General features: G+C 67.0%; 10 protein-coding genes and 1 pseudogene. 8 read left to right on the top strand and 3 right to left on the bottom strand.

Features of this window, described 5'->3' with window-relative positions:
• Positions 1-35: 35 nt before the first annotated feature.
• Positions 36-170 carry a hypothetical protein gene (locus tag MPSD_RS30340; protein WP_020726724.1) on the bottom strand — a complete coding sequence of 45 codons (135 nt, stop codon included), beginning with the start codon at positions 168-170 and terminating at the stop codon, positions 36-38.
• 34 nt (positions 171-204) lie between these two features.
• Between MPSD_RS30340 and MPSD_RS25445 the strand changes: the two genes are divergently transcribed.
• Together MPSD_RS25445 and MPSD_RS25440 are read left to right on the top strand one after the other, a co-directional pair.
• Positions 205-1,929, top strand: coding sequence for a PE domain-containing protein (locus MPSD_RS25445; protein WP_086084742.1), 1,725 nt, complete (start codon positions 205-207; stop codon positions 1,927-1,929).
• A gap of 73 nt (positions 1,930-2,002) precedes the next feature.
• Positions 2,003-2,761 (top strand): enoyl-CoA hydratase, encoded by a 759-nt coding sequence (locus tag MPSD_RS25440; protein ID WP_232022671.1) that lies wholly within the window; start codon positions 2,003-2,005, stop codon positions 2,759-2,761.
• Positions 2,762-2,771: 10 nt separating this feature from the next.
• Here the strand turns inward: MPSD_RS25440 and MPSD_RS25435 are convergent, their stop codons facing one another.
• Positions 2,772-3,986 carry a PucR family transcriptional regulator gene (locus MPSD_RS25435; RefSeq protein ID WP_086084751.1) on the bottom strand — a complete coding sequence of 405 codons (1,215 nt, stop codon included), beginning with the start codon at positions 3,984-3,986 and terminating at the stop codon, positions 2,772-2,774.
• Positions 3,987-4,222: 236 nt separating this feature from the next.
• On the opposite strand from MPSD_RS25435, the gene MPSD_RS25430 reads away from it, so the two are divergent.
• The 6 genes and pseudogenes from MPSD_RS25430 to MPSD_RS25405 all read left to right on the top strand — a co-directional run bounded on the left by MPSD_RS25430 (position 4,223) and on the right by MPSD_RS25405 (position 13,006).
• A complete protein-coding gene (locus tag MPSD_RS25430) occupies positions 4,223-6,637 on the top strand; it encodes an arylsulfatase (protein ID WP_086084750.1) in 2,415 nt (804 codons plus the stop codon).
• An 80-nt stretch (positions 6,638-6,717) separates the two neighbouring features.
• Positions 6,718-8,619 carry a solute carrier family 23 protein gene (locus MPSD_RS25425; protein WP_012396477.1) on the top strand — a complete coding sequence of 634 codons (1,902 nt, stop codon included), beginning with the start codon at positions 6,718-6,720 and terminating at the stop codon, positions 8,617-8,619.
• Positions 8,620-9,123: a 2-oxo-4-hydroxy-4-carboxy-5-ureidoimidazoline decarboxylase gene (gene uraD / locus MPSD_RS25420; RefSeq protein ID WP_036426219.1), complete on the top strand. Its 504-nt coding sequence runs from the start codon at positions 8,620-8,622 to the stop codon at positions 9,121-9,123.
• 37 nt (positions 9,124-9,160) lie between these two features.
• Complete coding sequence (uraH, locus tag MPSD_RS25415; RefSeq protein WP_020785789.1) at positions 9,161-9,481, top strand: hydroxyisourate hydrolase; 321 nt, start codon at positions 9,161-9,163, stop codon at positions 9,479-9,481.
• Entirely contained in the window at positions 9,481-10,305 is an 825-nt protein-coding gene (locus tag MPSD_RS25410; protein WP_086084740.1) for an FAD binding domain-containing protein, read from the top strand. The genes uraH and MPSD_RS25410 overlap by 1 nt, the downstream gene beginning before the upstream one ends.
• Positions 10,302-13,006, top strand: a pseudogene (locus tag MPSD_RS25405) (molybdopterin-dependent oxidoreductase). The gene MPSD_RS25410 and the pseudogene MPSD_RS25405 overlap by 4 nt, the downstream one beginning before the upstream one ends.
• Here MPSD_RS25405 and hpxO read toward each other — a convergent pair.
• Positions 12,990-14,156, bottom strand: a complete 1,167-nt coding sequence (gene hpxO, locus MPSD_RS25400; RefSeq protein ID WP_086084739.1) for an FAD-dependent urate hydroxylase HpxO — start codon at positions 14,154-14,156, stop codon at positions 12,990-12,992. The pseudogene MPSD_RS25405 and the gene hpxO sit on opposite strands and share 17 nt — an antisense overlap.
• Between the last annotated feature and the right edge of the window lie 162 nt (positions 14,157-14,318).

Raw genomic sequence — 14,318 nt, 5'->3', positions numbered from 1 at the left:
CGGCGATTGGCCGGCGGGGAAAGGCAGTCAATTTCTTACCGGTTCTTACCGGTCTTGCTCGCGTTGTTCGCCGGGGTTGCGCCGATCTCAGTGCGGGTGGACCGCAAACCCGGATCCGCACTCGCAATTTTTTCCTCGATGTGCGCATCTTTTTCGGCGTTGCCCACCATGATGTCTAGTACGCGACAACACGAGGGGTAGGCGATGTCTTTTGTGCTCGTGGCGCCAGACATGTTGGCGACGGCAGCGGCGGATGTGGTGCAAATCGGATCAGCCGTTAGTGCCGGCAATCTGGCGGCGGCGATTACGACTACTGAGGTGATGGCGGCGGCCGCCGATGAAGTATCTGGGGCGATAGCGGCGCTGTTCGGCGCGAATGCCCAGGAGTATCAGGCGGCGGCGGCCCAGGCCGCGACGTTCCACGAGCAGTTTGTCCGTGCCCTGAGTGAGGCGGGGGCGTCGTATGCCAGCGCCGAGGCGACCATCGTCACCGGCTTGAGCTCGGCGGTCGCGGACGGGTTTCAGACCGCGGTCTACGGTCCGATACGCGCGGCTGGGCAGGCGTGGATCAGCAGCCCGGCCGGCGAGGTTGTTGATCCGGTCATCAATGCGCCCACCGAAGCCCTGTTCGGGCGTGGCCTGATCAGCAATGGTGCCGCCGGAACGGCCGCACACCCCAATGGTGGCGCCGGCGGGATCCTGTTCGGCGACGGCGGCCCCGGCTACACCCCGACCGGCGGGATCGGCGCGGTCGCGGGCGGCATCGGCGGAGATGCCGGGCTGATCGGCAACGGTGGCCTCGGCGGTAACGGCTTCGGCGGCGGCACCGGCGGTACCGGCGGCTGGCTGATGGGCAACGGCGGCGGCGGCGGGGTCGGCGGGGTCGGCGGTGTTGGTGGCCAAGCCTTGTTCTTCGGCAACGGCGGCGCCGGTGGAGGCAGCGCGCTGGGTGGCCGTGCCGGGCTGTTCATCGGGGAGCCGGGCACCGGCTGGGTTGCTGACCCCGGCAACGGCCAGTCGATCGTGATCGACTTCGTCCGGCACGGGCAGACGGCGAGCAACGTGGCGGAGCTGATCGACACCAACGTGCCCGGCCCACCACTGACAGCCGAGGGGCACCTGCAGGTGGACATCATTGCCGGCCAGCTTTTCGCGAAGGGCCCCTACGCGGGGATCTTCGACTCGGAATTGCTCCGTACACAGCAAACCGCCGCGCCGTTGGCTGCCCTGTATGGGATAACCGACGTTCCGGCGCTGTCCGGACTCAACGAGATCAGTGCCGGCATATTCGATGGCCTACAGCAGATCACGCCCGCGGGCCTGCTGTATCTGATCGGCCCGATGGCGTGGACGCTGGGATACCCGATCGTGCCGATGCTGACCCCGGGCTCGCTGGACTTCAACGGCGTGGTCTTCAACCAGGACTTCACCCACGCCATGGACACCATGTACAGCGCCGCCCTGGCGAACCCGGTCCTAGCCGCCAACGGCAAGATCACCGACGTCGCCTACTCCAGCGCATTCACCATCGGTGTCGGGACAATGATGAACGTCGACAACCTCGATCCACTGCTGCTGCTCACCCACCCGCTGCCCAACACCGGCGTGGTCGAGGTGCAGGGCAGTCCCGCCAACGGCTGGACGATGGTCAGTTGGGACGGGATTCCTGTCGCACCAGCGACATTGCCGACCCAGCTATTCGTCGACGTGCGGAACCTGATCACCGCGCCGCAATACGCGGGCTGGGACATTTTCTATTCATTGTTCACCGGCAATCCGACGACCATCCTGACCGCGGTTCGCGACGGCATCGAGGAGGTCGGCAGCGCGGTGATCAACTTCCCGATCGAGGTGACCGAGGACGTCGTCAACGCCATTTGCGGTGCGACCGACGGCCTGACGGCCGGCGTGCCCAGCCTGGTCGGATGAGTGTGGGCCGCGACAACCACAGCGCATGGAAACGACGGAGAGCCGGTTCGTCAACCTCGGTCGTGACGGTGGCGTGGCCACCGTCGAGCTGATCGACTCGGGACCGCTGAACATTGTCGGCACCGCGGCTATCACGGCCCTTACCAACGCATTTCGCAGCATCAACCAAGACAGCGGCGTGCGGGTCGTCGTACTGCGCGCCGCGGGCGAGAAGGCGTTCATCGGTGGCGCCGACATCAAGGAAATGGTCACCCTGGACCGCATCAGCGCCCAGGCCTTCATCCGCCGACTCGCGGGCCTGTGCGAGTCGATTCGACAGTGCCCCGTCCCGGTCATCGCCCGAATCGTGGGTTGGTGTCTGGGCGGCGGCCTGGAAATCGCGGCGTGCTGCGATCTGCGGATCGCCGAATCCGGCGCCCGATTCGGGATGCCCGAAGTGGCGGTGGGAATCCCGTCGGTGATCCATTCGGCGTTGTTGCCGGCGCTGGTCGGGGCCTCGCGGACAACTTGGCTGCTGCTGACGGGCGAAACCATCGACGCCGACACGGCCGCAAGCTGGGCTCTGGTGCATGAGGTCGTCGCGCCCGCCGCGCTGGACCTGCGGATCGCCGCACTCGCAACAAAACTTGCCGGATTCGGCCCGCAGGCCCTCCGTCAGCAAAAACGCCTACTGGCCAAGTGGCCCGACATGACGGTGCCGGCGGCGATCGAGGACAGCATCGAGCAATTCGGCCTTGCGTTCCAGACCGGTGAGCCGCAACAGCACATGCAGGCGTTCCTCTCTCGCAAGGGCCGTAAAGCAGGAAGCGGCCCGCAAGCCCCGGAGGAGTAGCCGGCCAGGATCACAGTTCGCCACCGCTGCGCTGGGTCATGGCGCGCATTGCGGGCAATAGTGCGAGCGCGACCGACAGATCAAGGGCGCCGATGTCGATCGTGCGGCCAAGCAATTCCTCGGCCTGGTGGACTCGATAGCTGACCGTGTTGGGATGCACCCCAAGTCGTTGCGCGGCTTTGGCCGGGCTGCGGTTTTCCTCGAGATACACCGCAAGCGTGGCGGCAATCCGATACGTCCCCTCATCGTTGGCGGCCAAAGGGCCCAGGACGCGTCTGACGAATGCCACCGCGTGCCCGCGGTCCGTGCCGGCCAGGGCTGCTACCGCAACGTTGCGGTAGCAGGTCACCACCTCAGCGCGATCCCCGAGCAATGAGACGAACCGTTGCGCGTGCGACGCCTCGACATGGGTGCGACGGAAACCGCTTATCCCCCAACCCGGTTCACCGATGGCGACCCGGACGTCCTGCGGTAGGTGGATGCCGCTACAGATGTTGGCCACATCCAGCTCCGCAGCGGTGAATGCCTGCGGTCGGCTCAGCCAGCCGGCAATGGCCTTCGAACCGGCCAGATGGGCCAGGACGCTTTGGGCCGCGATGGCACGGGTCAGCTGCGTCAGTGCCTCGGTGAGCGTCACCGGGCCGGCGCAGGCGTCCTGGGTCACGTCGCGCCACACGCTGACGCCGACATGGTGACGGTTGACGTCGTAACGCAGCCGGGTGGAAGCCCGCTGCGCATCGTCTTCACGTTCGCTGAGGATGTCCTCGACCGCCGCCGCGCGTGCGGCGGCCGCACCAGTCAACCAGGCCTCGCGTTCAACTTCATAGAGCCGTTCGGCCCGAATCAGGACGACGTCGACATAACCGAACAGCCAGTTGGTGGCCAGGTCGAGCGCCCGGTCGTGATCGGTAGCCGCCGAACTCGCGGCGATCCGGTCGAACAGCCATTGCCACGTTCGCTCCTGGGCCATCCGTACCGAGCGGAAGAGGTCATTGAGCGCAATGTTTCGCTGCACTCCAGAGCGACCGATGGCGGCGGTGGCCGGCGTCAGATCGAGCAGCCGCGGCCCCTCCCCGGAGTCGATGCACTCGGCGATTTGGCGGACACTGGCTTCGACGCTGGCAAGTTGGTCGGCCACCGCGGGCGGATCAGGAACGATGCTCGGCAACTCGGACTGGTATCGGTCAACGATGTCACGCGCCAGCTGGGTTGCGCACGTTTGCATTTCGGCGGCTAGCGGCCTGAGCACCTGCTGCCATACCCGGCGAGCGCTCGGCTCTTGAAACGGTGGCCACCTGGGCTCCATGTCGACGAAATCTAATCTCGTCGTGCTCCCGGCACAACGGCCCAGCAAACCGAACTGGCGATAACAGTCCCCGCTCGATGGGGGCGTGGCAGGGTAGTGAGGCAGCGGCTGCGCGAGTTAGCAAGCCAGTAAAGCCAATTGACAAGGAGGTCATGATGGCCAAGGCGGCGAAGAAGACCCCAGCCAAGAAATCGTCGACCGGGGCCGCCTCAGACGCGCACCGCGAGCCGCATCTGGCCCGTGAGCACCTGCCCATCCCCGACCCCAAGCACGTGGGATTGACCACCTACGACGCCAAGGACCCCAACACCAAATACCCACCGATCAAACAACTGCGCCCGCCACAGGGGGCGCCGAACGTGCTCATCGTCTTGATCGACGATGTCGGGTTCGGCGCGTCGTCGGCGTTCGGCGGACCGTGTCGCACCCCGGTGGCCGAGCAGCTGGCGGCCGGCGGGCTCAAACTCAACCGCTTCCAGACCACCGCCTTGTGCTCACCCACCCGGCAAGCGCTGTTGACCGGGCGCAACCACCACTCGGTGGGCATGGGCGCGATCACCGAGATGGCCACCTCGGCGCCCGGCAACAACAGCATCAGGCCCAAGGAGAAGGCACCGCTGGCCGAGACCTTGAAGCTCAACGGCTACTCCACCGCACAGTTCGGTAAGTGTCACGAGGTGCCGGGGTGGGAGGTCACCCCGATGGGCCCGTTCCACCAGTGGCCGACGGGTTCGGGGTTCGAGTACTTCTACGGCTTCGTCGGCGGCGAGGCCAATCAGTACTACCCGGGTCTGTACGAGGGCACCACGGCGGTAGAACCGCCGAAGACCCCGGAGCAGGGCTACACGCTGACCGAGGATCTGGCGGATCGGGCGATCACCTGGGTACGCCAGCAAAAGGCGCTGATGCCCGACAAGCCGTTCTTCATGTATTTCGCACCCGGTGCGACCCGCGCCCCGCATCACGTGCCCAAAGTGTGGTCGGACAAGTACCGGGGCAAGTTCGACGACGGCTGGGACGCGCTGCGGGAGAAGACCCTCAACCGGCAGAAGGAACTCGGGGTGGTATCCGATGGCGCCGAGCTGACCAAGCGCCATGACGAGATCCCGGCCTGGGACGACATGCCCGACGAACTCAAGCCGGTGCTGGCCAGGCAGATGGAGATCTACGCCGGGTTCCTCGAGCAGACCGACCATGAGGTGGGGCGCCTCGTCGGTGCCATCGATGACCTCGGTGTCCTCGACGACACGCTGATCTACTACATCATCGGCGACAACGGAGCCTCGGCCGAGGGCACCATCAACGGCTGCTTCAACGAGATGACCACGCTCAACGGGTTGCCCGGGATCGAGACGACGGAGTTCCTGCTGTCCAAGACCGACGATTTCGGCACCCCGGACGCCTACAACCACTACGCCGTCGGCTGGGCGCATGCCCTCTGTGCGCCCTACCAGTGGACCAAGCAGGTCGCCTCGCACTGGGGCGGCACCCGCAACGGCACCGTCGTGCACTGGCCCAACGGCCTCACCGAGCAAGGGGGAATGCGCGACCAGTTCCACCACGTGATCGACGTGGCGCCGACCATCCTGGAGGCGGCCGGTTTGCCGGCACCGCATTCGGTCAACGGAATAGCCCAGGCGCCCCTCGAAGGCGTCAGCATGATGTCGACGCTGCGCGATGCCGCGGCGCCCGAAACCCACGAGGTCCAATATTTCGAGATGATGGGCAACCGCGGCATCTACTTCCAGGGCTGGACCGCGGTGACCAAACACCGCACCCCGTGGAAAGCCGACGCCCCACCGCCGTTCGACGACGACGTATGGGAACTGTATGCCCCCGGTGACTGGACCCAGGCGCACAATCTGGCCACGCAGAACCCGGCCAAGCTCGCCGAGCTGCAGCGGCTTTGGCTCATCGAGGCCACCAAGTACAACGTTGTGCCGCTCGATGACCGCGGCTTCGAGCGGATCAACCCCGACATCGCCGGCCGTCCGCAATTGGTGCGGGGCAACAGCCAGCTGCTGTTCGACGGGATGCGCGTCAGCGAATGGTGCGTCTTGACGATCAAGAACAAATCGCACTCGGTGACCGCCGAAGTCGAGGTGCCAACGGGCGGGGCCAGCGGAGTGCTCATCACCCAGGGCGGCAGCGCCGGGGGCTGGACGCTGTACGCCCACGAGGGCAGGCTCAAGTACTGCTACAACTTCCTCGGCATCGACCACTACATGGTGGCCGCGACCAAGCCGATCCCCACCGGCAAGCACCAGGTCCGGATGGAATTCGGCTACGACGGCGGCGGGTTGGGCAGGGGCGGCGATGTCACGCTTTTCTACGACGGCAAAGCGGTGGGCCAGGGACGGGTCGAGCGCACCCAACCCATGGCGTTTTCCGCCGATGAGGCCTGTGACGTCGGGTGCGATACCGGATCGCCCGCCTCGCCCGGCTACGGCCCTACCGGCAACGCCTTCAGCGGCACCATCGCCTGGGTGCAGATCGATCTCGGTGCAGACAGCCATGACCATCTGATCACCGCCGAAGACCGGTTCAACATTGCCATGGCCAAGCAGTGACCTGCCGCAGACGCCCCAATTAGCACGGTTTCCGGCATTTCGACGTGCGCGAGCGACGGATCTCAAGGATTGTCTTAGGCATGTCGGCTCCCCCCACAAGCCCGGTCAGACGTGTTCATCCGGTCGACGAGGTACTGCCGATCCCCAAATTGGCGACCTACGGCTTTCAGCACGTCGTCGCGTTCTACGCCGGGGCGGTCGTGGTGCCGATCATCATTGCCAACGCGATCGACCTGCCCCACCAGGACCTGGTCAAGCTGATCACCGCGGACCTGTTCACCTGTGGCGTCGCCTCGATCATCCAGTCCGTCGGCTTCTGGAAGATCGGGGTGCGGCTGCCCCTGCTGCAGGGCGTGGCGTTCGCCGGGGTGTCGCCGGTTATCGCCATCGGACTTTCCCATGGCGGCGGAACGCCCAGCCTGCTCTACGTCTACGGCGCGGTGATCGTCGCCGGTTTGTTCACCATCCTGATCGCCCCGATCTTCACCAAGCTGCTGCGATTTTTTCCCCCGGTGGTCACCGGCACGCTGATCACCATCATCGGGCTGTGCCTGGTGCCGGTGGGCGCCGGCGACGCGGTGACCAATCCGCGCACCGGCGAGCACGACCCGACCAACATTCGCTGGCTGCTCTACGCGCTGGGAACGATCGCGATCATCGTGGCGATCCAGCGGGTGTTCAGTGGTTTCATGGCCACCATCGCGGTGTTGATCGGCTTGGTCGTGGGCTGCGTGGTCGCCTACGGCCTGGGCGACATGAGCTTCGCCAAGGTGGACGAGGCGTCGGTTATCGGATTCACCGAGCCGTTCGTGTTCGGTATGCCGAAATTCGACTTCGTTGCATGCCTGACGATGATCATCGTGCTGATGATCACCTCGGTGGAGTCGACCGGCTCGACCCTGGCCACCGGCGAGATCGTCGGCAAGCGCATCAAGGCCGCCCAAATCGGCAACGTGCTGCGCGCCGACGGACTGGCCACCGTGATCGGCGGAATCTTCAACTCCTTTCCCTACACCGCGTTCTCCGAGAACGTCGGGCTGGTGCGGCTCACTCGGGTCAAGAGTCGCTGGGTGGTCGCCGCCGCCGGGGTGGTGATGATCGTGCTCGGGTTCCTGCCCAAGGTCGCCGCGGTCGTCTCGGCGGTCCCCAGCCCGGTCCTCGGCGGGGCGGCGTTGACGCTGTTTGCCACCGTCGCCGTGGTGGGCATCCAGACGCTGGGCAAGGTCGACTTCACCGACCACCGAAACCTCATCATCGTGACCACCAGCCTGGCGCTGGCGTTGTGGGTGACGTCCTATCCCGACGTCGCCGAGTCGATGCCGTCGGGCGTGGACCTGATCTTCGGCAGCGGCATCAGCATCGGTGCCGTCGCCGCGATCGTGCTCAACATCGTGTTCTTTCACACCGGCTCGCATGGGCCACGGGTGGCCGGCGGCGGCTCGATTACCCTCCATGAGGTCAACGCGATGACCCGCGAGCGATTCACCGAAGTGTTCGGCCATGTCGTGCAGGACGTCCCCTGGGTGATCGACCGTGCCTACGAGCACCGGCCGTTCGCCGACACCGCCGCGCTTCGCGAGGCGTTCCAGGACGCGGTGCTCACCGGGTCCTCCGAGCAGCAGATGGAGCTACTCAATGCGTTTCACGATCTGGGTGCCGAGGACGAGACCGGACGCGCCCTGGCCGTCGACCACGTGTCGCTATCCAATCTCGACGAGCGGGATCACAACGTAGTGGTGGAGCTTGCCAGCGCCTACCGCGAACACTTCGGCTTCCCGCTGATCATCTGCGCCCGCGAGACCGAGCGCTTCGACCGAGTGCTCAAGAACGGCTGGTCGCGGATGGACAATTCCCCCGCCACCGAGAGGGCGTACGCCCTCATCGAGGCGGCCAAGATCGCCAACTACCGGTTCAGCGATCTGGTCGCCGACGCGAACCCGATTGCGTCGGCCAGGCTCAGCCGACTCAACGAGCTGCACTAGATGACCAAGCCTGCCCTGGGCCTTGATGGCTTCAATCGCCTCACGGATCGCCAACGCATGCACCTGCTGTTCGGCGTGTGTTCGACGACGATCTGGGCGCGCCGGGTGCTGGCCGGCGCGCCGTTCGATGATGTCGATGCGCTGCTGGACCGCGCGGACCGGGTACTGGCCCAGCTGCCCGAGGCCGAGATCGACGCCGCGCTGGACGGCCACCCGGGCATCGGTGCCAGGGCCGACAACGCGTCCTCGGCGCGTGAGCAGGCCCTAGTCGCCGGAGCCGGCGAGGCCGTGCGCGCCGAACTCGCCGAAAAAAATCGCAAGTACGAGGACAAGTTCGGTTACGTCTACTTGGTGTGCGCCACCGGACGATCCGCCGAGGACTTGCTCGAGACGCTCACCGACCGGCTCGACAACGACCCGGAAACCGAACGCCGGGTGATGCGCAGCGAACTGGCCAAGATCAACCGGCTGCGGCTGCAGCGGCTCCTGCGTGAGCCCGCGTGAGCGCCGCGCGTGGCTACCGGCCTGGCATGGTGAACCCATGAGCCTTTCGACACATGTGCTGGACGCCGTGAGCGGTCGACCCGCGGCCGGAGTCGCCGTGGAACTCACCGACGCTGCCGGAACACCTCTTGCCAGCGGCCGCACCGACGATGACGGCCGGATCAAGTCGCTCGGTGCGACACTGGCCGCCGGGATCTACCGGCTGCGCTTCGATACCGGCGAATATTTCGCCGCGAGCGGCACCGCCGGGTTCTACCCCGAGGTCGTCATCGCCTTCGACCTCACTGACGTCGACGCCCAATACCACGTGCCGCTGTTGTTGTCGCCGTACGCGTATTCGACATACCGGGGGAGTTAATGGATCTCAACTCCGTAGAAATCGTCAATACCCCCAGCCGCCGCGACGAACTCTGGCCGCTGGAGCCCACCGACGCCATTCTCGCCGGCGGGACCTGGCTGTTCTCCGAACCGAACTCACACATCCGCCGCCTGGTCGACATCACCGGCCTGGGCTGGCAGCCGATAGCGTTCGGCGACAACGGTATTGACCTGGCCGCAACGTGCACACTTGCCGAGATCTCGACGCTGTCGGGGCGGCTGCCCGCCGACTGGACGGCCGGTGCGCTGCTGTATCAGTGCTGCACCGCAATGCTGGCGTCGGCCAAGATCTGGCGCACCGCCACCATCGGCGGCAATGTGTGCCTGTCCTTTCCGGCCGGCGCCATGATTTCGCTGCTGTCCGCGTTGGATGCGCGCGTGACGGTGTGGTGCGCCGATGGCAACGACTACACGCTGCCGGTCGCCGAGTTCGTCACCGGACAGGCCGCCAACGTGCTCGTGCCCGGCGACGTGCTGCGCTCCTTTCACCTGCCGGCCGCCGCGCTGCGGGCCCGGACCGCCTTCCGCAAGCTCGCCCCGTCCGCGCTGGGGCGCTCCGGCATCGTGGTGATCGGCCGCCGTGGCGCCGAGTCCGACGGCGGCGGCTTCGTGCTGTCGATCACGGCGGCCACCGTGCGCCCCTTCGTGTTCCAGTTCCCCACCCTGCCCGGCACCGACGAGCTGCGCGCCGCCCACGCCGGCATACCCGATGGCGCCTGGACCCGCGACGCACACGGCGATCCCGATTGGCGGGCAGCGGTGAGGCTGGTGCTGGCCGAGCAGATCCTGGCCGAGCTGGCATGAGGTTCACCGTCAACGCAGCCGACCTGGACGCCACCCCGGCGGCCGGGCAATGCCTGCGCACCTTCCTGCGCGAGCACGGCCACTTCGAAGTCAAGATGGGCTGCGATGCCGGTGACTGCGGCGCTTGCTCGGTCTTGGTCGACGGCGCCGCGGTGCACTCGTGCGTGTTCCCGGCATTTCGCGCGGCGGGCCGCACCGTCACGACGGTGGCCGGGCTGGGCACCCCCGATGACCTGCACCCGATGCAGCGCCGTTTCGCCGAGGCGGCCGCCTTCCAGTGCGGGTTTTGCACGGCCGGTCTGGTGGTCACCGCGTCGACCTTCGGCGATGACGAATTGGCCAATCTGCCACAGCATCTCAAGGGCAACCTGTGCCGGTGCACCGGCTACCGGGCGATCCTGGACGCGCTGGAGGGCAAGGTCAACGTCGAGAAGCCCAGCGGATCCGACGCCGGGCGCTCGATCGGCGCACCGGCGGCACTGCGGGTGGTGACCGGCACCGAGCCCTACACCACAGACCACGCGCCGGCCGGCCTGCTGCACCTGGCCGTGCTCGGCAGCCCGCTCGCGCACGCCCGTATCACCTCGATCGACACCACGGCGGCCGCGACGATACCCGGTGTCCACCTGATCCTCACCCACCACGACAGCTCAGCCGTTGCGTTCTCCACCGCGCGCCACGAGATGCGCACCGACGACCCCGACGACACCTATGTGTTGGACCGCACCGTGCGCTTCATCGGACAGCGGGTTGCGGCGGTGGTCGCCGACAGCGTGGCGGTCGCCGAAAAAGCTTGCCGGGCGATCCAGATCGAGTACGAGGAACTGTCGGCCGTGTTCGATCCGGAGCAGGCCCGGGCGCCCGGCGCGGTGCTCTTGCACGCCGACAAGGGCGGCCAGGCCCGCATCGCCGACCCGGCGCGCAACGTGGTCGCCGAATTACATGGCGGCACCGGCGATGTCGAAGCCGGCGTTGCCGCCGCGGAGGCCTCCGGCGGAGCGGTGGTGCGCGGACGGTGGCAGACCGCCCGAGTGCAGCCGGCCCACCTCGAAACCCATGGCTGCACCGGGTGGCGGGACAGCCGCGGGCGATTGGTGATCCGCACCAGCTCCCCCAGACACCGTTTCTGGTCCGCGACGAACTGTGCCACGTCTTCGGGCTGGACCGCGACCAGGTGCACGTTTTCACCAAGCGGGTCGGCGGCGGATTCGGCGGCAAACAGGAGATGCTCACCGAGGACCTGGTGACGTTGGCCGTGCTGAGACTGGGCCGGCCGGTGCGCTACGAGTTCACCCGTGTCGACGAGTTCGTCCGGGCGACGTGCCGCCACCCCTACCGCATCGACGTCACCGTGGCCGCCGACGGGGATGGGGTGCTGACCGCGCTGGCGGTCGATGCCCTGATGGATGCCGGGGCGTACGGAAACCACACTCGGGGTGTGCTGTTTCACGGTTGCGGCGAGTCGGTGTCGGTGTACCGCTGTGCGAACAAGCGCATCGACGCCGAGGCCGTGTACACCAATAACGTGCCGTCGGGGGCGTTCCGCGGCTACGGCGTGGGCCAGATGGTCTTCGCGGTGGAGTCGGCACTCGACGACCTGGCACAACGACTGGGCATCGACGCGTTCGAGTTCCGGCGCCGAAACGTGGAGGTGCCCGGCGACCCGTTCGTCGATGCCCATGCCGGCGAGAACGATCTGACGTTCGGCAGCTACGGGCTGGATCAATGCCTGGACCTGGCCCCGGACGCGTTGCGCCGCGGTGGGAGACCGGCTCCCGACGGCGCGGGCTGGCGAGTCGGAGAGGGCATGGCCCTGGCGATGATCGCGACGCTGCCCCCGGGCGGGCATTTCGCGTCCGCCGACATCTCGGTCGACGACGCCGGCGTCTACACGCTGTGCGTCGGCACCTCGGAGTTCGGCAACGGCACCACCACCGTGCACGCGCAGCTGACCGCCACGGCGTTGGGCACCACCAGCGACCGGATCGTGATCCGCCAGTCCGACACCGACGTGGTCGAGCACGACACCGGGGCGTTCGGCTCGGCCGGAACCGTGATCGCCGGACGTGCGGCGCTGGGCGCGGCCCAACAGTTGCGCAGCCGGATCATCGCCGCCGCGGCCGAGGTGGCCGGCGCGTCGCCAACCGACTGCGTGCTGGGCCCGCACGGCGTGCAGTGCGGGCAGCAGCTGGTCGGATTCGGGCAATTGCCGACGCCGTTGACCGGGCAGGGAAGCCAGGACGGGACACCGCGGTCGGTGTCGTTCAACGTGCACGCCTTCCGGGTCGCGGTCAACACCGACACCGGCCAGGTGGAGATCTTGCAGTCGGTTCAGGCCGCCGACGCCGGGGTGGTGCTGAACCCGGAGCAGTGCCGCGGGCAGGTGGAGGGCAGCGTGGCGCAGGCGATCGGTTCCGCGCTGTATGAGGACCTGCAGATCGGCCCCGACGGCAGGGTGCTCACCCAGACGCTGCGCGACTATCACATTCCGCAGTTCGTCGACGTGCCCCTCACCGAGGTGTACTTCGCCGACACCTTCGACGAACTCGGTCCGCTGGGCGCGAAATCGATGGCCGAATCGCCCTACAACCCGGTGGCGCCGGCTCTGGCCAACGCGATCGCCCGGGCCTGCGGTGCGCGGGTCACCCGGCTGCCGATGACCGCGGCCCGAGTGTGGCGGGCGATCAACTCAGCGGAGTGAGCGGCCCACCCATGATGTTGGCGACGAGCCCGCGAATGATGTTGGTGCCGTCTTCGTTTCGCAGCTCCTCATACCAGGCTGCGGTGGTATCGGGGTCCTTGGCGTGGATGACGTCGCAGCGCTTACGGGCCCGCAATACCAGATCGCCGGCCCGTTCGGTGCGGCTGGCCTGATAGGCGGCCAGCGCGGCCGCAACGTCGGTGGGGTTGTCCTTGAGCGCCCATTGCAGTGCCACCGCGTCTTCCATCGCCGAGCATCCGCCCTGCCCGATGTCGGGCGTGGTGTTGTGGGCGGCATCGCCAAGCACGGCGACGCGCCCCTTGACCCAGGTGTGGAACGGGTCCAGGTCGAGGATCTCGACGCGGTTGGTGGTCGTCAGGTCGAGCTTGTCGATCAAGGCCTGCACGCCCGGTGCCCAGCCGGCGAACTGCTCGCGCAGCACCTCTCGCGCGGTGTCTTTCTCGAAGGGCAGGCCCTCGGGCTCGACCACGTCGAAGAAGAAGTAGAACCTGTCATCGGCGACCGGCATCGCCGACACCCGCTTGCCGTCGCCGACATACATGGTCCACTCGTTGGCGGGGCTGATGGCTTCGTCGACCTCCACCAGCCCGTTGTAGTTGACGTAGCCGGCGTAGCGCCGGGTGACCGGCCCGCCCAGTACGTATTCCCGGGTGATCGAGTTTGCGCCGTCGGCGCCGATGAGGATGTCGGCACTCGCGATGGTGCCGTCGGCGAACGTCGCGGTGGCGGCGCCGTCCTGGTTGGCGACCTCGACCATCTTCATGCCGAAATGGATCTCGTCGATCCCGTAGGCCTCCATCAGCATTTGCTGCAGCTCGGCGCGGGCGATTGGGTACGGGCGCTGACCGACCTGCTCGATGAGCGGCTGCATCGAGATCCGGCACATGGTCTCGCCGGAGTGGGCCTCGGCGTAGCTCATCGTCTCGACGATCCCGCCCAGCCGTGCCGTCTGCTGCTCGAGTCCCAGGTAGTTGAGGCATTTCACCCCGTTGGGCCACACCGAGATGGCGGCGCCGACCGGCTTGTTCTCGGTGACACGCTCATAGACCTCGGTGTCAATGCCGATCTGGCGCAGGGCAATCGCGGCACTCATGCCGCCGATGCCCGCGCCGATGATCACCGCTTTCACCGGTGTTACCTCCTTTGCTCTCCGGGTGCCGTGCGTCGACCGTATGACGGCTGGCCCCGTTTCGCGCGTCGAAGCGGTGCCGGGCGGCTGGGTGCCGACAACTGGGCAATGGGTTGGATCGCCATGGCGCGCTCGCCAATGGACCCTACCCGGCCATCGAGG

Source organism: Mycobacterium pseudoshottsii JCM 15466 (assembly GCF_003584745.1).
Classification (GTDB): domain Bacteria; phylum Actinomycetota; class Actinomycetes; order Mycobacteriales; family Mycobacteriaceae; genus Mycobacterium; species Mycobacterium marinum.
The sequence above is the reverse complement of the archived record's forward strand: the minus strand, read 5'-3'. Positions and strand labels throughout refer to the sequence as shown.